The organism is Streptomyces sp. NBC_01077 (assembly GCF_045162855.1).
GTDB lineage: Bacteria > Actinomycetota > Actinomycetes > Streptomycetales > Streptomycetaceae > Streptomyces.
Map to the genome: position 1 here is coordinate 7,235,200 of NZ_CP108669.1, position 24,168 is coordinate 7,259,367.

At 69.6% G+C, this 24,168-nt stretch carries 18 protein-coding genes; 12 read left to right on the forward strand and 6 right to left on the reverse strand.

The window, feature by feature from the left end:
* Positions 1 to 74: 74 nt before the first annotated feature.
* Complete coding sequence (locus OG462_RS32715) at positions 75 to 1,007, reverse strand: FG-GAP repeat domain-containing protein (RefSeq protein WP_406063187.1); 933 nt, start codon at positions 1,005 to 1,007, stop codon at positions 75 to 77.
* Between the two features lie 529 nt (positions 1,008 to 1,536).
* On the opposite strand from OG462_RS32715, the gene ngcE reads away from it, so the two are divergent.
* The 10 genes from ngcE (at position 1,537) to OG462_RS32765 (ending at position 15,068) form a co-directional block, all read left to right on the forward strand.
* Positions 1,537 to 2,979 carry an N-acetylglucosamine/diacetylchitobiose ABC transporter substrate-binding protein gene (ngcE, locus tag OG462_RS32720; RefSeq protein WP_406063189.1) on the forward strand — a complete coding sequence of 481 codons (1,443 nt, stop codon included), beginning with the start codon at positions 1,537 to 1,539 and terminating at the stop codon, positions 2,977 to 2,979.
* A 106-nt stretch (positions 2,980 to 3,085) separates the two neighbouring features.
* Positions 3,086 to 4,015 carry a carbohydrate ABC transporter permease gene (locus OG462_RS32725; RefSeq protein WP_406063191.1) on the forward strand — a complete coding sequence of 310 codons (930 nt, stop codon included), beginning with the start codon at positions 3,086 to 3,088 and terminating at the stop codon, positions 4,013 to 4,015.
* Complete coding sequence (locus tag OG462_RS32730; RefSeq protein WP_406063193.1) at positions 4,015 to 4,950, forward strand: carbohydrate ABC transporter permease; 936 nt, start codon at positions 4,015 to 4,017, stop codon at positions 4,948 to 4,950. The genes OG462_RS32725 and OG462_RS32730 overlap by 1 nt, the downstream gene beginning before the upstream one ends.
* A gap of 214 nt (positions 4,951 to 5,164) precedes the next feature.
* Positions 5,165 to 6,376 carry an ROK family protein gene (locus tag OG462_RS32735; protein ID WP_406063195.1) on the forward strand — a complete coding sequence of 404 codons (1,212 nt, stop codon included), beginning with the start codon at positions 5,165 to 5,167 and terminating at the stop codon, positions 6,374 to 6,376.
* 122 nt (positions 6,377 to 6,498) lie between these two features.
* On the forward strand, positions 6,499 to 7,563 hold the full coding sequence (locus tag OG462_RS32740; protein ID WP_406063197.1) for a sugar ABC transporter substrate-binding protein: 1,065 nt from the start codon (positions 6,499 to 6,501) through the stop codon (positions 7,561 to 7,563).
* Positions 7,564 to 7,872: 309 nt separating this feature from the next.
* Positions 7,873 to 8,667: an ATP-binding cassette domain-containing protein gene (locus OG462_RS32745; protein ID WP_406063199.1), complete on the forward strand. Its 795-nt coding sequence runs from the start codon at positions 7,873 to 7,875 to the stop codon at positions 8,665 to 8,667.
* Positions 8,664 to 9,998, forward strand: a complete 1,335-nt coding sequence (locus tag OG462_RS32750) for a sugar ABC transporter permease (protein ID WP_406063201.1) — start codon at positions 8,664 to 8,666, stop codon at positions 9,996 to 9,998. The genes OG462_RS32745 and OG462_RS32750 overlap by 4 nt, the downstream gene beginning before the upstream one ends.
* A gap of 254 nt (positions 9,999 to 10,252) precedes the next feature.
* Positions 10,253 to 12,172 carry a 1-deoxy-D-xylulose-5-phosphate synthase gene (gene dxs, locus OG462_RS32755; protein WP_406063203.1) on the forward strand — a complete coding sequence of 640 codons (1,920 nt, stop codon included), beginning with the start codon at positions 10,253 to 10,255 and terminating at the stop codon, positions 12,170 to 12,172.
* A 211-nt stretch (positions 12,173 to 12,383) separates the two neighbouring features.
* On the forward strand, positions 12,384 to 13,862 hold the full coding sequence (locus tag OG462_RS32760) for an amino acid permease (protein ID WP_406066815.1): 1,479 nt from the start codon (positions 12,384 to 12,386) through the stop codon (positions 13,860 to 13,862).
* Between the two features lie 111 nt (positions 13,863 to 13,973).
* On the forward strand, positions 13,974 to 15,068 hold the full coding sequence (locus OG462_RS32765; RefSeq protein WP_406063205.1) for a hypothetical protein: 1,095 nt from the start codon (positions 13,974 to 13,976) through the stop codon (positions 15,066 to 15,068).
* Positions 15,069 to 15,168: 100 nt separating this feature from the next.
* On the opposite strand, the gene OG462_RS32770 is transcribed toward OG462_RS32765, so the two are convergent.
* A complete protein-coding gene (locus OG462_RS32770; RefSeq protein ID WP_406063207.1) occupies positions 15,169 to 17,307 on the reverse strand; it encodes a 3-hydroxyacyl-CoA dehydrogenase NAD-binding domain-containing protein in 2,139 nt (712 codons plus the stop codon).
* Positions 17,304 to 18,518, reverse strand: coding sequence for an acetyl-CoA C-acyltransferase (locus OG462_RS32775; RefSeq protein WP_189835818.1), 1,215 nt, complete (start codon positions 18,516 to 18,518; stop codon positions 17,304 to 17,306). Before OG462_RS32775 ends, OG462_RS32770 begins: the two co-directional genes overlap by 4 nt.
* A 308-nt stretch (positions 18,519 to 18,826) precedes the next feature.
* Between OG462_RS32775 and OG462_RS32780 the strand changes: the two genes are divergently transcribed.
* Positions 18,827 to 19,948 carry an alpha/beta hydrolase gene (locus OG462_RS32780; RefSeq protein WP_406063209.1) on the forward strand — a complete coding sequence of 374 codons (1,122 nt, stop codon included), beginning with the start codon at positions 18,827 to 18,829 and terminating at the stop codon, positions 19,946 to 19,948.
* 48 nt (positions 19,949 to 19,996) lie between these two features.
* On the opposite strand, the gene OG462_RS32785 is transcribed toward OG462_RS32780, so the two are convergent.
* The 3 genes from OG462_RS32785 to OG462_RS32795 form a co-directional block, all read right to left on the reverse strand.
* Positions 19,997 to 21,280, reverse strand: coding sequence for a ribonuclease D (locus tag OG462_RS32785; RefSeq protein WP_406063211.1), 1,284 nt, complete (start codon positions 21,278 to 21,280; stop codon positions 19,997 to 19,999).
* An 82-nt stretch (positions 21,281 to 21,362) separates the two neighbouring features.
* Positions 21,363 to 22,028, reverse strand: coding sequence for a response regulator transcription factor (locus tag OG462_RS32790; RefSeq protein ID WP_030146833.1), 666 nt, complete (start codon positions 22,026 to 22,028; stop codon positions 21,363 to 21,365).
* A gap of 262 nt (positions 22,029 to 22,290) precedes the next feature.
* Positions 22,291 to 22,992, reverse strand: a complete 702-nt coding sequence (locus OG462_RS32795; RefSeq protein ID WP_406063214.1) for a DUF3000 domain-containing protein — start codon at positions 22,990 to 22,992, stop codon at positions 22,291 to 22,293.
* 91 nt (positions 22,993 to 23,083) lie between these two features.
* Here OG462_RS32795 and hemE point away from each other — a divergent pair, with 91 nt between their 5' ends.
* Positions 23,084 to 24,160 (forward strand): uroporphyrinogen decarboxylase, encoded by a 1,077-nt coding sequence (gene hemE, locus OG462_RS32800; protein ID WP_406063216.1) that lies wholly within the window; start codon positions 23,084 to 23,086, stop codon positions 24,158 to 24,160.
* The last annotated feature ends 8 nt before the right edge of the window (positions 24,161 to 24,168 follow it).

Here is a 24,168-nt window from a genome sequence, read left to right on the forward strand (position 1 = left end):
TAGCACGCAAAGGGCCCCGCTCCTCGGAAGAGGAGCGGGGCCCTTTCGTTCGTCAGGCGTTCGGATCCGGAGGATCAGAACATCAGACGGAAGCCGTTCCAGCCGCTCGTGCCGATCTTGACCTTGGTGTGGAAGGGCGCGGGCGCGTTGCCGGTGCCCTTGTACAGCCACAGGGCGCCCGCACTGTCACGGGCCATCAGGTCCGCGATGCCGTCGTTGTTCATGTCGCCGATGGACAGCAGGGAGTTGAAGGTGTTCCAGCCGCTGCCGATGCGCGTACGGCCGGAGTAGGGCGCCTTGTAGTTGCCGGTGCCCTTGTAGAGCCACAGCACACCCGAACCGTCGCGCGCGACGATGTCGGCCTTGCCGTCACCGGTCAGGTCACCCTTGCCGGTGATCTGGCTGTACGCGTCCCAGCCTGCGCCGACCCTGACGCGCTGCGCGATGCCGCCGTTGTTGTAGCCGAGGTACAGCCACAGCACGCCGGCGTTGTCCCGGGCGAGCAGGTCGTCCGCACTCCCGCCACCCGCGTTGGCGGGGGAGAAGACACGGTTGTAGATGCCCCAGCCGCCGCCGAGGTCCCGGCCGTCCTGGCTCCAGGGGCCGTAGTACAGACGGTTGTTCTGGACGAACCAGACGCCGTTCGACTCGCCGTTGTTGTCGACGTCCGTCTGGGTGACGAACTTCTTGTACTGGAAGCCGTAGCCCGTCTTCTCGGAGGCCGTGAGGCCACCGTTGCCGGTGAGGCCGTAGCCGTAGATGTCACCGGCGTTGTTGACGCCGTACAGGGCGTTGACCGGAGTGACCGCGGCCGCCGCGGCCCCCGCGGTCGCGCCGAAGGCGGTGGCGCGAGGCGCCGCCTGGGTGGTGCCGACGGCCTTGGCGGACGCCGCCGGCGTCTCCGCCGCGACGGCGGCCGTCGTGGTGCCCACGAGGGCCGCCGTTATCGCGGCCACGGTGATACGGGACAGGACGCCCGTGCGGTTCAGGCCAGAAGAATTGGCCACGTAGTACTCCAGATGCGAGATGAGACAAGGCAGGTTCCGCCGTTCGTCACTGCGCGAGGACGGAGACGGCAGACCTCTATGATCCCGGATCGTCCTTACAGGATCTTCACTGGGCGGGGGGTCTGTGACACAACTGTTTCCATCCCGGCCATATGACCCTTTTGTTGCCCTGTGTCCGGGTCGTGCCGGTGCGGCCTCGCCGCCACCCCCCAGTACGGGTCCGCCTGAGTCACTGTCAAGGGCATAGCCGGACGAATGGTTGGACGAAACGCCGCAGATCCAGCGTGCTTATCCCGGAGGTCTCAACTCGGGAAAGATGGCCGTCAAAACCTGCTTTCGATCTTGCTCAGGCGAAGGGAAGTGGACTATACCTGTCGGCGTCCAGCCAGTCGTTTCCATCACACGACGGCCCGACGCCTGCACGACCCGGCTGCAAATGACCGCGGTGGCGGGGCCCTTCGCCTGTGGCGAGTGAGTTACGGGCGACCGGTACACCGCCTGAGTCCTGAATGAAGGCGAGGACTTGAGCATGGGATCCACCTCCGCTCACACCAATGAGGGCCTTGGCCGTCGCGATCTGATCAAGCGTTCTGCCGCTATCGGTCTGATCTCCGTACCGACGATGGGCTTCCTCTCCGCCTGTGCGAGCAGCGACAGCGGCGGCAACGGAAAGGTCGAGAAGGGCACGAAGTCCGAAAAGAACCCGCTCGGGGTGAACGAGTCGGCACCGCTCGATTTCGTCCTCTTCGACGGTGGATTCGGACAGCAGTACGCCAAGGACGCGGTGAAGGTCTACGAGACCAATTACCCCAAGGCCAAGGTCAAGTTCACCCCCACCCAGAAGATCACCACCACGCTGCAGCCGCGCTTCAACGGCGGCAACCCGCCGGACCTCATCGACAACTCCGGCGCCGAGCAGATGGACATGGGTGTCCTCGTCGGCCAGAAGCAGCTCGCGGACCTCACCCCGCTGCTCGACTCGCCGTCCCTCGACGACCCGAAGAAGACGGTCCGCGACACCCTGCGGCCCGGCATCGTCGAGATGGGCCAGTTCGACGGCGAGCAGTGCTGGATCCTGAACTACGCCTACACGGTCTACGGCGTCTGGTACTCGCAGAAGCTCCTCGACTCCCTCGACGCGAAGTACCCCGAGACCTGGGACGAGATGCTGGCCGTCTGCGAGAAGGCCAAGAAGAAGGGCATCGCGGGCTGGACGTACGCGGGCAAGCACCCGTACTACGTCCCCTTCTCGCTCTACCCGATGATCGCCAAGGTCGGTGGCCGCGAGGTCCTGGACGCCATCGACAACCTGGAGCCGAAGGCCTGGGAGCACCCCGCGGTCAAGGCCTGTTTCGAGGCGTACTACGAGCTCGTCCAGAAGGGCTACATCCTCAAGGGCACGCCCGGCCTCGACCACATCCAGTCGCAGACCGCCTGGACCGAGGGCAAGGCGCTGTTCATCCCGAACGGCTCCTGGGTCGAGAACGAGGCCGCGAAGACCATGCCGGCCGACTTCGGCCTGTCCGTCTCCGCCCCGACCGGCATCGACGCCTCGGACAAGATGCCGTTCGGCACCATCTGGGCCGCCGGCGGCGAGCCGTTCATCGTCCCGGCCAAGGCGGCGAACGCCGAGGGTGGCATGGAGCAGCTGCGCATCATGCTCAGCGAGGCCTCCTCCAAGAACTTCACGCAGTCCGTGAAGTCCCTGACCGCCCTCAACGGCGGCACCGACGGCATCGAGCTCTCCCCGGGCCTCAAGTCCGGTGTCGCGGCTCTGGAGAAGGCCGGCCAGAATGTGGTCAACCCGCGCCTCCAGGACTGGTATGTCGCCCTCCAGAAGGAGAAGATCGGTGTCGCCGGCATCGGCGAGATGATGGCCGGCCGCGCGACCCCGGCCGAGACGATCAAGAAGATCCAGAAGTACGCCGACGAGGCGGCCAAGGACTCCTCGATCAAGCACTACAAGCACTAGTGGGACAGTGCCGGGGCCCCTTCCCGCCGACCGGGAGCGGGCCCCGGCCACTTCGCGCGCGGCAGCAGCGGCGCGCCTGGCGCGGGAAAGATCGGGGTCGGTAGGAATGCAACACGGCAAGTACCGTTTCATCGTGGGGTTCCTGGCGGCCCCCCTCGCGCTCTACGCGCTCTTCGTCATCTGGCCGTTCGTCCAGTCGATCTACTACTCGTTCACGAACTGGACCGGGTTGAGTCCCGAATTCGGGATGGTCGGATTCGACAACTACAGCAGAATGCTGGACGACGAGATCTTCTGGAAGTCGTTCCAGCACAGTCTGATCTTCGCGCTGGTGCTGCCGCTGGTGACCGTCGGCCTCGCACTCTTCTTCGCCTTCATGCTCAATGTCGGCGGTCGGCGCCGCAGGGGTGCCGCCATCGCGGGTGTGCGCGGATCGTCTTTCTACAAGATTGTCTATTTCTTCCCGCAGGTGCTGTCGATCGCGATCGTGGCGCTGCTCTTCCAGTTCGCGTACAACCCCAACAGCGGAGCCATTAATTCCGTTTTGAAGGGTGTCGGCCTCGACAGCGTCCAGCCCGACTGGCTCGGCGATCCGGACCTCGCCCTCATCTGCGTGATGGTGGTACTCGTCTGGTCCACCGTCGGATTCTTCGTCGTCCTCTTCTCGGCCGGCATGGCGTCCATTCCGCGGGACTTCTACGAGGCGGCCCTGCTCGACGGCGCGAACCGGTTCACCACGTTCTTCAAGATCACCCTGCCGCTGCTCTGGGACACCGTGCAGTCGGGCTGGATCTACATGGGCATCCTCGCGCTCGGCGCGGAGTCCTTCGCCGTGGTCCAGATCATGACCGTCGGCCCCTCCGGCGGCGGGCCCGACTACTCCACCATCGTCCTTCCGCTGTACGTGTACCAGAAGGCTTTCCGGGACGGTCAGGCCGCCTACGCAACGACCATCGGTGTCGCGCTCCTCGTCCTCACGCTGGCCTTCGCGGCCGTCGTGATGAAGCTGGGCCGGCGCGAGCGGCTGGAGTTCTGATGAAGATCACCGACACTGCCCCCACCGGCGTCGAGACCCCCGGCTCCCCGGGCGGCTCGGGACCCGAGGTCGTCAAGACGACGGCCGCGCCCCGCAAGGAGTCCAAGGGCGAGGGCGCGACCCTCAACGTCTTCTCGCACGGCGTCCTGATCATCTGGGCGATCATGGTCGTCACGCCGCTGCTCTGGGCGGTGATGACCTCGTTCAAGACCGACCGGGCGATCTTCACCTCGCCGTGGTCGCTGCCCGACAAGCTGCACTTCGAGAACTGGTCGCGCGCCTGGACCGAGGCGCACATGAGCGACTACTTCCTGAACACGATCCTGGTGGTCGGCGGCTCGCTCCTGGGCACCCTGCTCTTCGGCTCGATGGCGGCCTACGTCCTGGCCCGCTTCGACTTCCCGGGCAACCGCTTCATCTACTTCCTCTTCATCGGAGGGATGAGCTTCCCGATCATCCTGGCGCTCGTGCCGCTGTTCTACGTGATGCAGAACATGGCCCTGCTCAACACGCTGCACGGGCTGATCGTGGTCTACATCGCGTACTCGCTGCCGTTCACCGTCTTCTTCCTCACCGCCTTCTTCCGCACCCTGCCGACCTCGGTGGCGGAAGCGGCCTTCGTGGACGGCGCCTCGCACACCCGGACCTTCTTCCAGGTGATGCTGCCGATGGCCAAGCCGGGCCTCATCAGCGTCGGTATCTTCAACTTCCTCGGCCAGTGGAACCAGTACCTGCTGCCGACCGTGCTCAACACCGAGCCGGAGAAGAAGGTGCTCTCGCAGGGGCTCGTCCAGCTCGCCGTCAGCCAGGGCTACAAGGGCGACTGGTCGGGCCTGTTCGCCGGCCTCGTGATGGCGATGCTGCCGGTGCTCGCCGCGTACATCATCTTCCAGCGGCAGGTGGTGGCCGGTCTGACCGCCGGTGCCGTGAAGTGACCACGGGGCCGAATCAGGCCCCTCCCGCACCGTCCGAAGGGCCCCCCGCGCACCACGCGCAGGGGGCCCTTCCGGCTGTGCGACACGCGGGGAGACCGACCGTGGACTCCGTGTGACACAGACCCTCCGCCACTCAAGGTCTTGACGGGGAGCAAGCCGAAAGCGTCCCCTTAGAGTTCACATGTTGGAGAAAACGGTGGGAGTGAGTGAGTCGATGGAGACTCCGGGGTCGCAGACGTCTCTGCACAGGGCCAATCTCGAACGGGTCGTCCGGGCGGTGCGGATGGCCGGCTCGCTCACCCAGGCGGAGATCGCCCGGGCGACGGGCCTGTCCGCCGCCACGGTCTCCAACATCGTCCGGGAGCTGAAGGACGGCGGCACCGTCGACGTCACGCCCACCTCGGCGGGCGGCCGCCGGGCCCGCAGCGTGTCGCTCTCCGGTGACGCCGGCATCGTGATCGGCGTCGACTTCGGCCATACGCATCTCCGGGTGGCCGTCGGCAACCTCGCCCACCAGGTGCTCGCCGAGGAGGCCGAGCCCCTCGACGTGGACGCCTCCGCCGCAGAGGGCTTCGACCGGGCGGAACAGCTGGTCAACCGGCTGATCGAGGCCACCGGGATCGGCCGGGACAAGGTGATCGGCGTCGGGCTCGGCGTGCCGGGCCCCATCGACGTCTCCTCCGGGACCCTCGGCTCGACCTCGATCCTGCCGGGCTGGAGCGGGATCAACCCCGCCGAGGAGCTCTCCGGCCGCCTCGGCGTCCCCGTGCACGTCGACAACGACGCCAACCTCGGCGCGCTCGGCGAGCTGGTCTGGGGGAGCGGGCGGGGCGTCAAGGACCTGGCGTACATCAAGGTGGCGAGCGGCGTCGGCGCCGGCCTCGTCATCGACGGGCGGGTCTACCGGGGCCCCGGCGGCACCGCCGGCGAGATCGGTCACATCACGCTGGACGAGTCGGGCCCGGTCTGCCGCTGCGGCAACCGCGGCTGCCTGGAGACCTTCACGGCCGCCCGGTACGTGCTTCCGCTGCTCCAGCCCAGCCACGGCCCCGATCTGACCATGGAACGGGTCGTCCAGCTCGCCCGGGAGGGCGACCCCGGCTGCCGCCGGGTGATCGCCGACGTCGGGCGGCACATCGGCAGCGGTATCGCCAACCTGTGCAACCTCCTGAACCCCAGCAGGGTGGTGCTCGGCGGCGACCTCGCGGAGGCCGGTGAGCTGGTCCTGGCGCCCATCAGGGACTCCGTCTCGCGGTACGCGATCCCCAGCGCCGCCCGGCAGCTCTCGCTGGCCCAGGGGGCCCTGGGAGGGCGCGCCGAGGTGCTGGGCGCGCTCGCCCTCGTGCTGAGCGAAATGGGCGATTCGACCCTGTTGGAGAGTGCGCTGCCGGCGGCCGCTCCGGTCTCACGCCTTGCGTTCACTTAGATAACGAACACCACCGTTGTCATCTCGTTAAGGATTTACTTCTTGACGTCGGCATGGCGGCCGAGTTGACTTCGTGCCACCTCGGCCGCAACGTCGCGGCCTCGTCAGGGAGGCAACCCCACATGAACGCAGTGACGCGTCGTGCCGTCATAGCAACGGCCGCGGTCTCGATGGCTCTCTCGCTCGCCGCCTGCGGCCAGGCCGGCGGCGACGACAGCGGAGACAAGGGCAGCTCGACCAAGATCGGTCTGCTCCTGCCGGAGAACAAGACCTCGCGCTACGAGGCTCTGGACAAGCCCCAGTTCGAGAAGGCCGTCAAGGCCGCCTGCGGTGACTGCGAGGTCGTGTACAACAACGCGGTCTCCGACGTCGTCAAGCAGAAGCAGCAGTTCGACCAGCTGATCGCCGACGGCATCAAGGTCATCGCGCTCGACCCGGTCGACGCGACCAAGGCCGAGGGCTGGGTCGCCGAGGCCAAGGCCAAGGGCGTCAAGGTCGTCGCGTACGACCGCGCCGTCAAGGGCGCCGACGCCTACGTCAGCCACGACAACAACAAGGTCGGCGAGCTCCAGGGCCAGGCGCTCCTCGCCGCCCTCGGCGGCAAGGCCGCCACCGCCAACGTCGTGATGATCAACGGCGACGAGAAGGACCCGAACGCCGGTCTGTTCAAGAAGGGCGCCCACACCGCCCTCGACGGCAAGGTCGGCAAGATCGCCTACGAGGCCTCCGGCGAGTGGGACCCGAAGATCGCCGGCGAGAAGATGTCCGCCGCGATCTCCTCGGTCGGCAAGGACAAGATCGGCGCCGTCTACTCGGCCAACGACGGCATGGCCGGCGGCGTCATCACGTCCCTGGAGAACGCCGGCATCAAGAACATCCCCGTCGGTGGTCAGGACGCCGAGGTCGCGGGCATCCAGCGGATCATCGCCGGTTCGCAGACCTTCACCATCTACAAGTCGCCGCTCCAGCTGGCCCCCGAGGCCGCCAAGTTCGCGGTGAACCTGCTCCAGGGCAAGGAGCTCGGCGCCCAGGGTGCGACCGACGGTGTGCCGTCGACGCTGTTCCCCCCGGTCGTGGTCGACAAGACCAACATCCAGACCACGGTGATCCAGGACGGCATCTACAAGGCCGCCGACCTGTGCACCTCGGACCTGGCCGCCAAGTGCACGGAACTGGGCATCAAGTAACCCCCTGAGCCGAGCCCGCCGGGCCCCCCGAGGGCCCGGCATCACGGATCCCGCCACCGGCCCGCGTACACAGGGTGAAGCCCCCGCCAGAGGGTGAAGACCCCCGTCGAGGGTGCAGTCCCCGCCAGAGGGCGACACCCCCCCCGTACGACCGCCGTGCCCACGACCGGATCCGTCCCCCTGCCCGTCCGGCCCCCGGCCGACCCAGACCCCGCTGTCGGTCCGGGGGCCGGACGAGCTCAGCCCCCCCTTGAACTTTGGCGCTGCACCGGCGGCGCGACATGCCGCCGCCCGCGGGCGGCGAAGGAGTTGGTTCACGTGTCCCAGACGCAGGCGCCCGTGCTGGCGTTGCGCGGGATCTTCAAGCGGTTCGGAGCGGTTCAGGTCCTCTCCGGTGTCGATCTCGAAGTCCACGCAGGAGAGGTCGTCGCGCTCGTCGGCGACAACGGAGCGGGTAAGTCCACCCTGGTCAAGACGATCGCCGGGGTTCACCCCATCGACGAGGGCGTCATCGAGTGGGAGGGCGAGCAGGTCGAGATCCAGCGTCCGCACGACTCCCAGAACCTCGGTGTCGCGACCGTCTACCAGGACCTCGCGCTCTGCGACAACCTCGACGTCGTCGCCAACCTGTTCCTCGGCCGCGAGATCAAGAAGGGCGGCGTCCTCGACGAGGTCGCCATGGAGAAGCGGGCCAAGGACCTGCTCTCCACGCTCTCGATCCGCATCCCCAGCGTCCGCATCCCCGTCGCCGCCCTCTCCGGCGGCCAGCGGCAGGTCGTCGCCATCGCGCGCGCCCTGGTCGGCGACCCCAAGATCGTGATCCTGGACGAGCCGACCGCCGCCCTCGGCGTCGAGCAGACCGCGCAGGTCCTCGACCTCGTCGAGCGGCTGCGCGAGCAGGGCCTCGGCGTCATCCTCATCAGCCACAACATGGCCGATGTGAAGGCCGTCGCCGACACCGTGGCCGTGCTGCGCCTGGGCCGCAACAACGGCACCTTCCCGGTCGCCAGCACCACGCACGAAGAGATCATCGCCGCGATCACCGGTGCCACGGACAACGCCGTGACCCGCCGTCAGGCCCGCAACGCGGAGGTAGCGAAGTGAGCAACACCCCTCCCACCGCGAGCGAAGAGGCAGCGGTGCCCGAGCCCCGTACCCCGGGCGGGCAGACCGCCGACGAGCAGACCCCGGTCAGCGAGGCCCCGGCCACCGCCGCGATCCCCGCCGTCGACCCCCGCCTCCTCGTGCGCGAGCAGGGCTTCAAGGGCTACGTCGAGGAGTTCAAGCGCAAGATCCGCTCCGGTGAGATCGGTTCGCTGCCCGTCGTCGTCGGCCTCATCGTCATCGGCATCGTCTTCCAGGCCCTCACCGGCAACTTCATCACCTCGTACAACCTCGACCAGATCACGCTGTACGCGGTCGGCCCCGGCATCATGGCCGTCGGCATCGTCTTCGTGCTGCTGCTCGGCGAGATCGACCTCGCCGTCGGTTCCGTGGCGGGCCTGGCCGGCTCGGTCTGGGGCGTCCTCGGCACCGACATGCCCGACGGCCTCGCCATCCTCCTCGGCATCCTGTCCGGCACCCTCCTGGGCGCCTTCCACGGTCTGGTCTTCGCCAAGATCGGCGTGCCCGCCTTCGTCGTCACCCTGGCCGGCTTCCTCGGCTGGGCCGGTCTGCAGACCTGGGTGATGGGCGACCGGTCCACCATCCCCACCCCGATCGGCAGCTTCGTCGGCGACCTCACGAAGTACTACTTCTCCGACGTCGCCGCCGCCTACGGCCTCGCCGTGGTCGTGGTCGCCGCCTTCTACCTCGCCCAACTGCGCGACTCCCGCCGCCGCAAGGCCGCCGAGCTGCCGCACCGCCCGCAGAGCGAGATCATCCTGCGCACCGCCGTCCTCGCGGTCCTGGTCCTCGTCGCCGCCTACGGCTTCAACCAGGAGCAGGGCCTGCCGCTCTCCCTGGTGATCTTCCTGGTGATCCTGCTCGTCACCGACTTCGTCCTGCGCCGCACCACGTACGGTCGCCAGGTCTTCGCCGTCGGCGGTGGCATCGAGGCCGCCCGCCGCGCCGGTATCAACGTCTCGTGGATCCGGATCTCGGTGTTCATGATCTCCGGCACGATGGGCGCGATAGGCGGTCTGTTCCTCGCCTCCGCGACCGGTGGCGCCGACCGCTCCCTCGGTGGCGGCAACCAGCTGATGATGTGCATCGCCGCCGCGGTCATCGGCGGTACGTCCCTGTTCGGCGGACGCGGCAAGGTCTGGTCGGCGCTCCTGGGCATCCTGGTCATCCAGTCGATCGTCCAGGGCCTCAACCAGATGAACCTGTCCTCGAACGCGATCCAGTACATGATCACCGGAGCGGTCCTGCTCATCGCTGTGATCATCGACTCGGTCTCCCGCAAGACGCAGAAGACGGCAGGACGCGCCTAGGGACCCCGTCCCGCGCGCGTAACGCTCGCCACACCGCCCGGCGCCGTGAAACCGGCGCCGGGCACTGCTGCGTCCGGAGCAGTACCCCAACCCGCGGGGAGCCGTACGGATCAGCGTTCAGAGCCGTACAGATCAGCGGCATGTAGGCCGTGAGGGTGACGCGTGACCCCCCGGCCCGATGCCCACGATCCAAGACGGAACATTAGACTCGACAAATCGGCAAGCTCGACCAGCTCAAACGCAAGGAGGCACGGGTGGCTCTGCTGACCCGTATCAGGGGACCGCGAGATCTGGACCGGCTCTCCCCGGAACAGCTGGACCAGCTGGCCGACGAGATCAGGACGTTCCTCGTGGACGCCGTCTCCAAGACCGGCGGGCACCTCGGGCCCAACCTCGGCGTGGTCGAGCTGACCATCGCCCTGCACCGCGTGTTCGACTCCCCGAAGGACAAGGTCCTCTGGGACACCGGCCACCAGAGCTACGTCCACAAGCTGCTCACGGGCCGCCAGGACTTCTCGAAGCTCAAGATGAAGGGCGGCCTCTCCGGCTACCCCTCGCAGGCCGAGTCCGAGCACGACGTCATCGAGAACTCGCACGCCTCCACGGTCCTCGGCTGGGCCGACGGCCTCGCCAAGGCGAACGAGGTCCTGCGCAAGGACGACCACGTCGTCGCCGTCATCGGCGACGGGGCCCTCACCGGCGGCATGGCCTGGGAGGCGCTGAACAACATCGCCGCCGCCAAGGACCGCCCGCTCGTCATCGTCGTCAACGACAACGAGCGCTCCTACGCGCCGACCATCGGCGGTCTCGCCAACCACCTGGCGACCCTGCGCACCACCGACGGCTACGAGCGCTTCCTCGCCCGCGGCAAGGACATCCTGGAGCGGACCCCCGTCGTCGGGAAGCCGCTCTACGAGACCCTGCACGGCGCCAAGAAGGGCCTCAAGGACTTCATCGCCCCGCAGGGCATGTTCGAGGACCTCGGCCTCAAGTACGTCGGCCCCATCGACGGCCACGACATCGAGGCCCTGGAGTCCGCCCTGACGCGCGCCAAGCGCTTCGGCGGCCCCGTGATCGTCCACTGCCTCACCGAGAAGGGCCGCGGCTACCAGCCGGCCCTCCAGGACGAGGCCGACCGCTTCCACGCCGTCGGCAAGATCCACCCCGACACCGGCCTGCCCATCGCCTCCTCCGGCGCCGACTGGACCTCGGTCTTCGGCGAGGAGATGGTGAAGCTCGGCAAGGAGCGCGCGGACATCGTCGCCATCACGGCGGCCATGCTCCAGCCCGTCGGCCTCGACAAGTTCGCCAAGGCCTTCCCCGAGCGGGTCTTCGACGTCGGCATCGCCGAGCAGCACGCCGCGGTCTCCGCGGCAGGCCTCGCCACCGGCGGCCTGCACCCGGTCTTCGCGGTCTACGCGACCTTCCTCAACCGCGCCTTCGACCAGGTCCTGATGGACGTGGCCCTGCACAAGTGCGGCGTCACCTTCGTCCTGGACCGGGCCGGCGTCACCGGCACCGACGGCGCCTCCCACAACGGCATGTGGGACATGTCGATCCTCCAGGTCGTACCCGGCCTGCGGCTCGCCGCCCCGCGCGACGCCGACCAGGTCCGGGCCCAGCTGCGCGAGGCCGTCGAGGTCACCGACGCCCCCACCGTGGTCCGCTTCTCCAAGGGCGCGGTCGGCCCCGCCGTACCCGCCCTCCGCCGCGTCGGCGGCATGGACGTGCTCCGCGAGCCCGGCTCGGACCGGCCGGACGTCCTCCTGGTCTCCGTCGGCGCGCTCGCCCCGGTGTGCCTGGAGATCGCCGACCTGCTCGACCGGCAGGGCATCTCCACCACCGTCGTCGACCCCCGCTGGGTCAAGCCCGTCGACGAGGCACTCGCCCCGCTCGCCGAGCGCCACCGGGTCGTCGTCACCGTCGAGGACAACAGCCGCGTCGGCGGCGTCGGCTCGGCCGTCGCCCAGGCGCTCCGCGACGCGGGCGTGGACGTGCCGCTGCGCGACTTCGGCATCCCGCCGCGCTTCCTCGACCACGCCTCCCGCGGCGAGGTCCTGGCGGAGATCGGTCTGACCGCCCCGGACATCGCCCGTCAGGTCACCGGCCTGGTCTCGCGGCTCGACGGCAGGTTCGAGAGCAGCGCGCAGGTCGTGGAGCCCGCCCGCGACTGACCCCGCCCCCGGCGCCGGTCACCAAGCGTCACCTTTGGGCCGGTCGGCTCACCCTCCCGGGTGCCGACCGGCCCTTTCGCGTGCATTCTGACGCTGTGTGGGCAGGCGTAACACAGCCACCCGACCGCGGTGGCCGAGAGCGACCGAGGTTCAGGCACGGCGCGGAGGTACCAGTGTGAGTACGGACCAACAGCCACGGGCGAATTCCGGAATCTTCCGGACCAAGTCGGTCGAGCAGTCGATCCGCGACACGGAGGAACCGGAGCACGCACTCCGGAAATCCCTGTCCGCCTGGGATCTGACGGTGTTCGGCGTCGGCGTCATCATCGGCACCGGCATCTTCGTCCTGACGGGCAAGGTCGCCAAGGAGAACGCGGGCCCGGCCACGGCCCTCGCCTTCGTCGCGGCCGGCATCGTCTGCGCCCTCGCCGCCCTCTGCTACGCCGAGTTCGCCTCGACGGTGCCGGTGGCGGGATCGGCGTACACCTTCGCGTACGCCTCGATCGGCGAGCTGCCCGCCTGGATCATCGGCTGGGACCTCGTCCTGGAGTTCGCCCTCGGTACGGCGGTGGTCGCCGTCGGCTGGTCGGGGTACGTCCGCTCGCTCATGGACAACATCGACTGGCATCTACCGGCGTCGCTCCAGGGCCCTGATGTGCCCGGCGGCACCTTCGACATCCTGGCCTTCATCCTCGTCCTGGTGCTGACCGTCGTCCTCGTCCTGGGCATGAAGCTCTCCGCCCGGATCACCGCGGTCGTCGTGGCGATCAAGGTGACCGTCGTGATGATCGTGATCGTCGCCGGCCTGTTCTTCATCGTCGGCGACAACTACAAGCCCTTCATCCCGCCGGCCGTCACCCCCGAGGGCGGCGGCTCCAACTGGGACGCGCCACTCGTCCAGCTGCTCTTCGGGTACGAGCCGACCAACTTCGGCGTCATGGGCATCTTCACCGCCGCCTCCGTCGTCTTCTTCGCCTTCATCGGCTTCGACGTGGTGGCCACCGCCGCCGAGGAGACCAAGCTGCCGCAGCGGGACATGCCCCGGGGCATCCTCGGCTCGCTGCTCATCTGCACCGTGCTCTACGTGGCCGTCGCCCTCGTCGTCACCGGCATGCAGCACTACACGGAGCTGTCCGTGAGCGCCCCGCTCGCCGACGCCTTCAAGGCCGCCGGGCATCCCTTCTACGCGGGCGTGATCAGCTTCGGCGCCGCCGTCGGCCTCACCACGGTCTGTCTGATCCTGTTGCTCGGCCAGACCCGGGTGTTCTTCGCGATGAGCCGCGACGGCCTGCTGCCGCGCTTCTTCTCCGTCACGCACCCGCGGTTCCGGACCCCGTACCGGCCGACGATCCTGCTCGGTGTGATCATCGCCATCGTCGCCGGCTTCACCAGCATCAACGAGCTCGCGACCCTGGTGAACATCGGCACCCTCTTCGCGTTCGTCGTGGTGGCCGTCGGCGTCATGGTGCTCCGCCGCACCCGCCCCGACCTGCCGCGCGCCTTCCGCACCCCCTGGGTGCCGGTGCTGCCGATCATCTCCATCGCCGCCTCGTTCTGGCTGATGCTCAACCTGCCCGGCGAGACCTGGTTCCGGTTCGCCGTCTGGATGGTGATCGGCTTCGTCGTGTACTTCCTGTACGGGCGCAGTCACAGCCGGCTCGGACGGGAAGGCCAGGACGCGAAGTACTGAGCGGGCGATACGGCGAGCGATACCGCAGGCGCGGAAGGGACCGTTCGGGAGGGCGACTACAGTCGGTTCGTACCCGACCTCCTTCCGACGACCGGAGTGCTGGATCCCCTCATGGCGAATCGATCCCAGGCCCCCACGGCCCGTTCCGACGGCTCCTCCACCGCCCCCCTGCTCCAGGGATCCTGGCTGACCAGAGGGGCGGAGGGCCGGTTCAGCGCCTACCTGCCCCGGGACGGAGAGGTGGTGCGCTGGACCGAGCAGGCCGACGGATCCTGGAGCGGACCCGTCCCGCTCGGCGGCCGCGGACCCGCCGGCGGAATCACCCCGTTCCTCGGCGTCGGCCAGGGCACCGACCGCTACGTCCACCTCGTCGCCCTGCGGCCGACCGGCGGCGAGGAGGGGCACGTCGAGGTGGTCCACAGCGTCCAGTTCCAGACCGGGCGCCCCGCCCTCGAATGGCGCTCGATCGGACACTCCAACGGCAAGGGCCCGTGGACCGGCAACCCCGCCGTCACGGTGGACGGCCCGGGCCGCGCGTACATCTTCATGCGCAACGGCGGCGGCGGACTGAGCGTGCGGGCCCAGAAGGACGCCGGCGGCTGGCACCCCTGGTGGGACCTGCTCGGTTCAAAGACCGACCCCTCGCCGGTCGCCGTCACCAACGGCTCCGGCTTCGTCGAGCTGTACAGCTCGCACGCCAAGGGCCTCGTCCGCTACGTACAGCGCGAGTCCGCTGCCAAGCCGCTGCGCGAGGAGCTGCTCCCGGCGTCGGTGACCATGGGCACCCTGGCGGCCACCACCGGCCCCTCGGGGCACGCCACCCTCTTCTACCTCGACGCGGACGGACAGGTCCGCGCCTGGTCGCCGGAGCGCGCCCTGGAGCCCACGGTCCTCGGCAAGGCCGTCGGCACCGGACGCCTCGCCGTCACCCGCTGTCTCATCGACGGCTTCGACTGCACGGTCCTCGCCCAGCAGTCCGCCGACGGCCGGCTCGCCCTCGCCGCCTACCCGAGCGAGCAGGAGGCGGAGGGCATCCAGTGGTCGGAGACCGGGGAGCCGCACGGCGAGCTCGCCGCCGTCCTCACCCGCGGGCTCGACGGACGCCTGGTCGCGATGGCCCGGGTCGGCGAAGGCCCGCCGATCACCACCCGCCAGAAGGCCGCGGCGGAGGGTCTGCTCCTGGAGGGCTGGCGCTCCATAGGGTGACCACGGTCCCCCGACAGCGGCCCCGAAGACACGGAACGGCCCCGGCACCTGGAGAAGGTGCCGGGGCCGTTCGCGTACGCCCTGGGGCGCGAGGCCGGTGTTACGCCGGGACGCTCGCCACGCCCTGCGCCAGGAAAGGCTTGCCGTTGACGCGCTCGGAGACGCCCTCACGGTCCAGGTACGGCGTGATGCCGCCCAGGTGGAAGGGCCAGCCCGCGCCCGTGATGAGGCAGAGGTCGATGTCCTGCGCCTCGGCGACGACACCCTCCTCCAGCATCAGGCCGATCTCCTGCGCCACCGCGTCCAGGACGCGGTCGCGGACCTGCTCCTCGGTCAGGACGGAGTCGCCCTGGACGAGGAGGGCGGCGACCTCCGGGTCGAGCTCCGGCTTGAAGCCGTTCTCGGGCTTGTAGACGTAGAAGCCGCGCTTGCCGGCCTCGACGACACGCTTGAGGTTCGGCGAGACGGTGAAGCGCTCCGGGAAGGCGCGGTTCAGGGTCTCGGAGACGTGCAGACCGATGGCCGGGCCGACGAGCTCCAGGAGGACCAGCGGCGACATCGGCAGACCGAGCGGCTCGATGGCCTTCTCGGCCGTCTCGACCGAGGTGCCCTCGTCGATGACGTTCTGGATCTCGCCCATGAAGCGGGTCAGGATGCGGTTCACGACGAACGCCGGGGCGTCCTTGGTGAGGACCGCGGTCTTCTTCAGCTTCTTCGCGACACCGAACGCGGTGGCCAGCGAGGCCTCGTCCGTCTTCTCGCCGCGGACGATCTCCAGGAGCGGGAGGATCGCGACCGGGTTGAAGAAGTGGAAGCCGACCACGCGCTCCGGGTTCTGGAGCTTGGAGGCCATCTCCGAGACGGACAGCGAGGAGGTGTTGGTGGCGAGGATCGCGTGCGCCGGAGCGACCGCCTCGACCTCCGCGAACACCTTCTGCTTGACGGACATCTCCTCGAACACGGCCTCGATGATGAAGTCCGCGTCCGCGAAGCCCTCGGCCTTGTCCAGGACACCGGAGACCAGGCCCTTGAGACGGTTGGCCTTGTCCTGGTTGATCCGGCCCTTGCCGAGCAGCTTCTCGATCTCGGCGTGGACGTAGCCCACACCCTTGTCGACGCGCTCCTGGTCGATGTCGGTCAGGACGACCGGCACCTCGAGGCGGCGCAGGAACAGCAGGGCGAGCTGGGAGGCCATCAGACCGGCGCCGACGACACCGACCTTGGTGACCGGGCGGGCCAGCGACTTCTCCGGGGCACCGGCGGGACGCTTGCCGCGCTTCTGCACCAGGTTGAAGGCGTAGATGCCGGAGCGGAGCTCGCCGCCCATGATCAGGTCCGCGAGGGCCTGGTCCTCGGCGTCGAAGCCCTTCTGCAGGTCGCCGTCCTTGGCGGCCTCGATGATGTCGAGGGCGCGGTAGGCGGCCGGGGCGGCACCGTGGACCTTGGAGTCGGCGACGAGCCGGCCCTTGGCGACGGCCTGGTCCCAGGCCTCGCCGCGGTCGATCGCGGGACGCTCGACGGCCACGGAGCCGTTGAGGACGGAGGCCGTCCAGATCAGCGACTGCTCCAGGAAGTCGGCACCCTCGAACAGCGCGTCGGCGATGCCGAGTTCGAAGACCTGCTTGCCCTTGAGCTGGCGGTTCTGGTTCAGCGAGTTCTCGATGATGACCGAGACGGCCTTCTCGGCACCGATCAGGTTCGGCAGGATGGCGCAGCCGCCCCAGCCGGGCACCAGGCCGAGGAAGACCTCGGGCAGCGAGAAGGCCGGCAGGGCCTTCGACACGGTGCGGTAGGTGCAGTGCAGACCGACCTCGACACCGCCGCCCATGGCCGCGCCGTTGTAGTACGCGAAGGTCGGCACGGAGAGCGCGGACAGACGCTTGAAGACGTCGTGGCCGCCCTTGCCGATGGCGAGCGCCTCGTCGTGCTTCTTCAGCAGCTCGACGCCCTTGAGGTCGGCGCCGACGGCGAAGATGAACGGCTTGCCGGTGATGCCGACGCCGACGATCTCACCGTTCGCGGCCTCGGCCTCGACCTGGTCGATCGCCGTGTTCAGGTTGGCGAGCGACTGCGGGCCGAAGGTGGTCGGCTTGGTGTGGTCGAAGCCGTTGTCCAGCGTGATCAGGGCGAACCGGCCCGCACCCGCGGGCAGTTCGAAGTGCCGTACGTGGGCGCTCGTGACGACCTCGTCGGGGAAGAGCTCCGCGGCGCCCTTCAGAAGCTCGGCGGTGGTGCTCACTTGCCCTCCCAGTGGGGGTTTTCCCAGATGACCGTGGCGCCCATGCCGAAGCCGACGCACATCGTGTTGAGGCCGTAGCGGACCTGCGGGTTCTCCTCGAACTGGCGGGCCAGCTGCGTCATGAGACGGACGCCGGAGGAGGCGAGCGGGTGACCGTAGGCGATGGCGCCGCCGTACTGGTTGACGCGGGCGTCGTCGTCGGCGATGCCGTAGTGCTCCAGGAAGGCGAGGACCTGGACCGCGAAGGCCTCGTTGACCTCGAAGAGGTCGATGTCCTCGATGGACAGACCGGCCTTCGCCAGCGCCTTCTCGGTAGCCGGGATCGGGCCGTAACCCATGACCTCGGGCTCGACGCCGGCGAAGGCGTACGAGACGAGGCGCATCTTCACCGGGAGGTCGTGCTCGCGGGCGAAGTCCTCGGAGGCGATGATCGAGGCGGTGGCGCCGTCGTTGAGACCGGCCGCGTTGCCCGCGGTCACGTTGCCGTGGACGCGGAACGGCGTCTTCAGGTTGGCCAGCGACTCCAGGGTGGTGCCCGGGCGCATCGGCTCGTCGGCCGTGACGAGGCCCCAGCCGGTCTCACCGGTGGAGGCGTCGGTGCGGCGCACCGAGATCGGCACCAGGTCCTGCTGGATCTTGCCGTCGGCGTACGCCTTGGCGGCCTTCTCCTGCGAGCGCACCGCGTACTCGTCGGCGCGCTGCTTGGTGATGCTCGGGTAGCGGTCGTGCAGGTTCTCGGCGGTCATGCCCATGAAGAGGGCGGACTCGTCGACGAGCTTCTCCGACACGAAGCGCGGGTTCGGGTCGACGCCCTCGCCCATGGGGTGGCGGCCCATGTGCTCGACGCCACCGGCGATGACGGCGTCGTACGCGCCGAAGGCGATCGAACCGGCGACCGAGGTGACGGCGGTCAGCGCGCCGGCACACATGCGGTCGATGGAGTAGCCCGGCACCGACTGCGGCAGGCCGGCGAGGATGCCCGCCGTACGGCCGAGGGTCAGACCCTGGTCACCGATCTGCGTGGTCGCGGCGATGGCGACCTCGTCGATCTTCGCGGGGTCGAGGCCGGGGTTGCGGCGCAGCAGCTCCCGGATGGCCTTGACGACGAGGTCGTCGGCGCGGGTCTCGTGGTAGATGCCCTTCGGGCCCGCCTTGCCGAACGGGGTGCGGACGCCGTCGACGAAGACGACGTCCCTGACGGTACGAGGCACGATGGCTCTCCTCCAGGGTGCGGGATGGCACTGCTGCGGCGACACGCCTAAGCGTGCGCTTGCTTCCCCCATGCTACTTGTGAGTAACCATGCTGCCCAGTCCCTGGGGCGGGAGCGGCGAAGGTCACATCCCGAGGATGCCGCCGGGGCGACCCCGCGCCCCCCGCGTACGCCCGTCCGATCGGAGGGTCCCACAACCCGATGGGCGCAGGGCGGCGGCCGTGTCGCGGCGTGAACCCTGTCGGCGGGCGGAGGCTGGCACCGGTCGGGGCGCGAGGTCCCGTCCCCTGCGCAAGGAACGGACTCCTATGGCGATCGTCACCACCGACCACGAGGTCCCCCACACGTCCACCGTCCCCGCGAACATGGGCGAGGCGGTCAAGCTCTTCGTGCGGGAGCGGCGCCAGTCGTCCGGCGGCGGGCCGCGCAGACCGGTCCTCATGCTCCACGGCCGGAGCGTCCCGGTGCTCGCCGGCTTCGACCTCCAGCACGAGACGTACAGCTGGGCCGAGGAGCTGGCGACGGCCGGCTACGACGTCTTCATGATGGACCTCCAGGGGTCGGGTCGCTCCCCGCGCCCCAAGATGGACGACCCCCACAACGTCAATCCGGCCCAGCAGGCCCTGCTGACGCCGCGGCCGCCGGGATTCATGCCGGGCCCGCCGAGCTACCCGTTCCAGCTGACCAACTCGAACAGCGACCGGGACGAACTGAACACCGTCGTGGACTTCATCCGCGCCGAGTGCGGGGTGGAGAAGGTCGCCTTCATCGGCTGGTCCGCCGCTGCGTTCACCATGGGTCCGTACGCGGTCAAGAACCCCACGAAGGTGGAGAGCCTGTTCCTGCTGGCGCCGATCTTCCCGCCCCTGGGAACGTCGAACCTGCCGACCACGCTTCCGGTGCCGGGCTTTCCGACCTTCATCGGAGGCAAGGGCGGATTCGATTCGAGCTGGGCCGCGGAGGCGCCTTGCGAGGGACAGCGCGCGCCCGGGATCGTCGACGTGGCATGGGACGCGATCATGGCGAACGACCCGGTCGGCAGCACGTGGGGACCCCTGACGGGGTTCAACCGGATCAGGAACTTCGTCCGGTGGGGGTGGAACAACACCACCGCGGCGCAGGGCGGGGTGCTCGGCGGAGGCGTGCCCGTGCTGATCGTCTACGGGGAGTACGACAAGCAGGTGAACACGTCACCGCCCAACCCGAACCCGGAACTCAACTTCTCGGTCCCCTCGCTCTACAACGCCGTCACGGGCGCCCACAAGCTGATGGTCAAGCTGGCTTGTGCGGGGCATTCGGTGGTCTGGGAGATGCAGCACAAGAACGTGCACCATCTCTCGAAGCACTGGCTCAAGCACCTCAAGGTCGACGGCAAGACCCAGGGCGTCTTCGACATGGACACCGACGGCAACCTCAGCCCGGCCCCGTAGGACGCCGGAGCCCCCGGCCGCACGCGGTCGGGGGCTCCGGCGCGGGGATTACGCGGTCGCCGTCAGTGCCTTCACCAGGAGCGGGGTCACCAGACCGACCTGCCAGGGGCGGGCGCCGTGGCCCGTCAGGGCGGCGGCCACCGTTTCCGGGGTTGCCGGGGCCGGCGGCTCCCAGCAGACCCGGCGCACCGTGTCCGGGGTGATCAGGTTCTCCTGCGGGAGGTTCAGCTCCTCCGCGAGGGCCGAGACCGCCGTGCGCGCCGCCGAGAGACGGGCCGCCGCGATCGGGTCCTTGTCCGCCCAGGCGCGCGGCGGGGGCGGGCCCGCCACCTGCTGGCCCGGCTGGGGCAGCTCGCTCTCCGGCAAGGCCCGGGCGCGGTCGACGGCGGCCTGCCACTGCTCCAGCTGACGGCGGCCCATCCGGTGCCCGAAGCCGGGCAGCGCCGTGAGCGCGGCCAGATTCACCGGCACCGCCAGCGCCGCCTCCACGATCGCCGCGTCGCTCAGCACCTTGCCGGGGGAGACGTCTCGCCGCTGGGCGACCGCGTCACGGGCCGTCCACAGCTCCCGTACGACCGCCATCTGGCGACGGCGCCGCACCTTGTGCATGCCGGAGGTCCGCCGCCACGGGTCCTTGCGCGGCGGGGCGGGGGGAGCGGAGGCGATCGCGTCGAACTCCTGGTGCGCCCACTCCAGCTTGCCCTGGCGGTCGAGCTCCTTCTCCAGGGCGTCCCGCAGGTCGACGAGGAGCTCCACGTCGAGGGCCGCGTACCGCAGCCAGGGCTCGGGCAGCGGTCGGGTGGACCAGTCGACGGCGGAGTGGCCCTTCTCCAGGGCGTAGCCGAGGACGGACTCGACCATCGCGCCGAGGCCGACGCGGGGGAAGCCCGCGAGCCGCCCGGCCAGCTCGGTGTCGAACAGCGAGGTGGGGAGCATGCCTATGTCACGCAGGCACGGAAGATCCTGGGTCGCGGCGTGCAGGATCCACTCGGTCCCGGCGAGCGCCTCGCCGAGTCCCGAGAGGTCGGGGCAGCCCACGGGGTCGATGAGCGCGGTCCCCGCGCCCTCGCGGCGGAGCTGCACGAGATAGGCGCGCTGCCCGTAGCGGTAGCCGGAGGCGCGCTCGGCGTCCACGGCCACGGGGCCGCTGCCGGCCGCGAAGGCGGCGATCACCTCGGCGAGGGCGTCCTCGGTCTCGACGACGGGCGGAATCCCCTCGCGGGGCTCCAGCAACGGGATCGGAAGCCCATTCGCAGGGACATCGTCGTCCGGGGGGCCGCCCCCGGTGGTGCGCAGTGCTGTGTCTGCTGCGGTCTCTTGGGCGTCGGTCACCTGTCAAGGGTATCGGTGAACGGCAAGCGCCTGTCGACGGAACGTTCCGTCGACAGGCGCCGGCTTCTCGTGGACCGATCCGTCAGTGGATGATCCCCGTCCGCAGGGCCACCGCGACCATGCCCGCGCGGTCGCCGGTGCCCAGCTTGCGGGCGATGCGGGCGAGGTGGCTCTTCACGGTGAGGGCCGAGAGGCCCATGGAGACGCCGATCGCCTTGTTCGACTGGCCCTCCGCGACGAGCCGGAGCACCTCGACCTCACGGCCGGAGAGCTCGCGGTAGCCGCCCGGGTGGCTCGGGGCACCCGGGGGGCGGCGGTGGCCGAGACGGGAGGCCGCGGCGCCGATGGGGGCGGCGCCGGGCCGGGTCGGGTGACCGATGTTGTTACGGGTTCCGGTGACTACATAGCCCTTCACGCCGCCCGCCAGGGCGTTGCGTACGGCGCCGATGTCATCGGCGGCCGAGAGGGCGAGGCCGTTGGGCCAGCCCGCGGCGCGGGTCTCGGACAGCAGGGTCAGGCCGCTGCCGTCGGGCAGGTGGACGTCGGCAACGCAGATGTCGCGCGGGTTGCCGACGCGGGGACGTGCCTCCGCGATGGAAGAAGCCTCGATCACGTCGCGTACTCCGAGGGCCCACAGGTGGCGGGTCACGGTGGAGCGGACGCGCGGGTCGGCCACGACGACCATGGCCGTCGGCTTGTTCGGGCGGTAGGCGACCAGGCTTGCGGGCTGCTCGAGGAGAACGGACACCAGGCCTCCTGGGGGGAAGGGTGCGGGACGGAGCCGGCTCGGGGAAGAAGCCGGGGGCGAACCCGTGCTGTGAAGGGGTCACTGACTCCTTCGGCAGCTGGGCCGCCCGCCTTTAGGGAAAGATCACGATTTGGTGAGTAACAATTAGGGCAATTCGGACGCGTGATCGATCATCCTACGAGCGGGCCCCGCCGCGTCACCCTTGAGGGGGAGTGTCGGGGCCGCCGTTCGGACACTCCGAAGAGTGGCTTGATCCAGCCCCTCAGGCCTGCTGCGGCCCCCGCCGCTGGGGCAACGAGACGATCCCCGCGCCCGACACCGTCCCCGCCGCGCCCGTCGCCGGTTCGGCCGGAGCGGGTGGCAGACCCGCGATCTGACACAGCAGATCGCACCAGGCCGCCAGATGCGCCTCCGTGTCCGGCACCCCGCCCAGACCTTCGCGCGGCGTCCAGGACGCCCGGATCTCGATCTGCGTCGCCGGCCTGCGGTCCGCGAGGCCGCCGAAGTAGTGCGAGCCCGCCATCGTGACGGTCCCGCTCGCCTCCCCGTACGCCAGGCCCCGGGCCTCCATGGCCCCGGTCAGCCAGGACCAGCACACCTCGGGCAGCAGCGGATCCGCCGCCATCTCCGGCTCCAGCTCCGCCCGGACCAGTGTCACGAGCCGGAAGGTGCCCTTCCAGGCCTCGTGGCCGTCCGGATCGTGCAGCAGCACGAGCCGCCCGTCGGCGAGATCCTCCTCGCCGTCCACGACGGCCGCCTCCACCGCGTACGCGTACGGGGCGAGGCGCTGCGGGGGCCTCGTCGGGTCGAGCTCGATCTCGGGTCGCAGCCGCGCCGAGCGCAACGCCTCCACCGCCCGCCGGAACACGGGGGGTACCGGGTTCGCCTCCGTACTGTCCGCCGTTTCGTCCGTCCCTCGATCGCCGTCGGAATGATCGGAAAAATGTCCCTGAGCCGCAGCCATGCGGGGAAGAGTAGGCGGAACGGGGCCTCCGTGCAGGGAGGGACACCCTGCCCGGACGAGCGGCTTCCCGCCACATGCGAAGATTCTGGGCGTGAGTGCCAACGACAGCCCGCAGGGCCAGCAGACGAAGCAGCAGTCGCGGACGCACGACTCCGCGTTCCTCAAGGCGTGCCGGCGTGAGCCCGTGCCGCACACCCCCGTCTGGTTCATGCGGCAGGCAGGGCGTTCGCTCCCCGAGTACCTGAAGGTGCGCGAGGGCATCCCCATGCTCGAGTCGTGCATGCGGCCCGAGCTGGTCACCGAGATCACGCTCCAGCCGGTCCGCCGCCACAAGGTCGACGCCGCCATCTACTTCAGCGACATCGTCGTCCCCCTCAAGGCCATCGGCATCGACCTCGACATCAAGCCCGGCGTCGGCCCGGTCGTCGCGGACCCGATCCGCACCCGCGCCGACCTGGCCCGGCTGCGCGACCTGACCCCCGAGGACGTCCACTACGTCACCGAGGCCATCGGGATGCTCACCGTCGAGCTGGGCGACACCCCGCTCATCGGCTTCGCCGGCGCGCCTTTCACCCTCGCGAGCTACCTCGTCGAGGGCGGTCCGTCGCGCAACCACGAGCACACCAAGGCGCTCATGTACGGCGACCCGCAGCTCTGGGCCGATCTGCTCGACCGCCTCGCCGAGATCACCTCGGCCTTCCTCAAGGTCCAGATCGAGGCCGGCGCCTCCGCCGTCCAGCTCTTCGACTCCTGGGTCGGCGCCCTCGCCCCGGCCGACTACCGCCGCTCCGTGATGCCCGCCTCGGTGAAGGTGTTCGACGCGGTCGCCGGGTACGGCGTCCCGCGCATCCACTTCGGTGTCGGTACGGGCGAGCTGCTCGGCCTCATGGGCGAGGCCGGCGCGGACGTCGTCGGTGTCGACTGGCGCGTCCCGCTCGACGAGGCCGCCCGCCGCGTCGGCCCCGGCAAGGCGCTCCAGGGCAACCTGGACCCGGCCGTGCTGTTCGCGTCGCGCGAGGTCGTGGAGGCCAAGACGGACGAGGTCCTCGCCGCCGCGAAGGGCCTGGAGGGGCACGTCTTCAACCTGGGCCACGGCGTCATGCCGTCGATGGACCCCGACGCCCTGACCCGTCTCGTCGACCACGTGCACACGCGGACGGCCGTCTGACGGCCGCC

Bases quoted from the DNA above. Each gene is read 5' to 3' on its own strand.
- ngcE (WP_406063189.1), top strand. From the start codon at position 1,537: ATGGGATCCACCTCCGCTCACACCAATGAGGGCCTTGGCCGTCGCGAT.
- OG462_RS32725 (WP_406063191.1), top strand. From the start codon at position 3,086: ATGCAACACGGCAAGTACCGTTTCATCGTGGGGTTCCTGGCGGCCCCC.
- OG462_RS32730 (WP_406063193.1), top strand. From the start codon at position 4,015: ATGAAGATCACCGACACTGCCCCCACCGGCGTCGAGACCCCCGGCTCC.
- OG462_RS32735 (WP_406063195.1), top strand. From the start codon at position 5,165: ATGGAGACTCCGGGGTCGCAGACGTCTCTGCACAGGGCCAATCTCGAA.
- OG462_RS32740 (WP_406063197.1), top strand. From the start codon at position 6,499: ATGAACGCAGTGACGCGTCGTGCCGTCATAGCAACGGCCGCGGTCTCG.
- OG462_RS32765 (WP_406063205.1), top strand. From the start codon at position 13,974: ATGGCGAATCGATCCCAGGCCCCCACGGCCCGTTCCGACGGCTCCTCC.
- OG462_RS32780 (WP_406063209.1), top strand. From the start codon at position 18,827: ATGGCGATCGTCACCACCGACCACGAGGTCCCCCACACGTCCACCGTC.
- OG462_RS32795 (WP_406063214.1), bottom strand. From the start codon at position 22,992: ATGGCTGCGGCTCAGGGACATTTTTCCGATCATTCCGACGGCGATCGA.